The organism is Colwellia sp. MB3u-55 (assembly GCF_014076785.1).
Lineage (GTDB): Bacteria > Pseudomonadota > Gammaproteobacteria > Enterobacterales > Alteromonadaceae > Colwellia_A.
Genome location: NZ_JACGUS010000126.1, coordinates 1 through 1,455 on the forward strand (window position 1 = coordinate 1; position 1,455 = coordinate 1,455).

At 36.0% G+C, this 1,455-nt stretch carries 2 protein-coding genes; both read right to left on the reverse strand.

The window, feature by feature from the left end; genetic code table 11:
• Window positions 1–427: 427 nt before the first annotated feature.
• Window positions 428–838 (reverse strand): hypothetical protein, encoded by a 411-nt coding sequence (locus tag H4J66_RS19910; protein ID WP_182176648.1) that lies wholly within the window; start codon window positions 836–838, stop codon window positions 428–430.
• Window positions 839–954: 116 nt separating this feature from the next.
• Entirely contained in the window at window positions 955–1,296 is a 342-nt protein-coding gene (locus H4J66_RS19915; protein WP_182176649.1) for a hypothetical protein, read from the reverse strand.
• Between the last annotated feature and the right edge of the window lie 159 nt (window positions 1,297–1,455).

Here is a 1,455-nt window from a genome sequence, read left to right on the forward strand (position 1 = left end):
CGGCAAAAAATTGTTGGCTAAAATGTTGAACGAAGTGAAAACAGCCAACTGTTTTTTGTCCGTTTGAATGCCTTGTTATGCGATTTTTACATTACCACAAACCGCACAATTTATATAAATATTAGTAACATAAAATGCACGTTTAAAAAACTCACAGCATTGCGACACACTAAACCGTGAATTTTGAGCCACTAATGAAAAGTGAATTTATCACTTACCTACTTTGGCGAAAAACTACTTAACCAAAAACTGAAATAGATTTAATTACGCGTAACTAACCAGGATAAGGAAAAGGCAACTACCACAATTACATTTAATCGAATTCGCAATGCCGCATAACGCCCCACTAAGAGGCAAATGATAGTTGGTTATAATAGAGAGCGAAGCGAACAAAACCAACTGTTATTTGTCCTGCTTGAGTGGCTTGTTAGGTGTTTTTAGCCCCAAACCTGTTTTTTAATTTGTTATAGGCTAATCCGAACACCCAAACAATTAGAGGATAAGGTAATAAAAAAACCATCCATATGATAGCTTTCATTGGCCAACCATTTCCCATATTTGACCAATAAAGCTTGGTTGCTTCTTCGCGCATTTCGGGAGCAACATTTTGCACTCTTTCTGCGTCAGACATCCCCTCAAAATCAAATCCCATTGAATCAAGACGTACCTCTGTGAAAAAGTGAGGGCAATATGCGCCTACAATGAGCATAAGAGATATAATGAGCGCAGAAACCAAATACAATTTCACAAAGCTATAATTTTTACACACGCAAACAATAGGTGTAAAAACTATGATCATCAGTATTAGTAATTCAACAATGAAGCCTAAAGTTTCCATCCGTTATCTCGAAACACCTAACGCCCCAATAAGAGGCTAAAAATGGTTGGCTAAAATAGTGAGGCACGAACGGCAGCCAACTTTTTTTAGTCCTGCTTTATTGCCTTGTTAGGTTTTTAAGCCACCAAGCCAATACCTACTTTAACGCTACTGATCAAAGCAAAATAGATAAGCAGACCAATAGATTTTTTACGGCGACGATATAGTAATTCCTTAACCACAACACCATCTGCATTTACTAATTGAGATTGCCACAAAATAAACCAGAATATCTTTAAAGTAAACTGTTGATTATTTATAAGTATTTTCGTTTTTTTAATGGGAAGTAAAACTAAAGAAGAATATACAACTTCTTCGTCACTTTTAATTTCAAAGCGTGTTGTAAAACGATCATAAGATACAAGCACGGTTTTATCTGCGATTGTATGGGGTTGCTTCTGAATCCGTTCAAATGCCATAATTGATGAAAACCTAACGCCCACTTAAGGGGCTAAATAGAGTTGGCTAAAATAGGTGAACGGAGTGAACAAAACAGCCAACTTTATTTTGTCCCTCTTGAAGTTCTTGTTATGTGTTTGATACACCGTCTATCTTTTTATATAAGTAATAAACCAAGA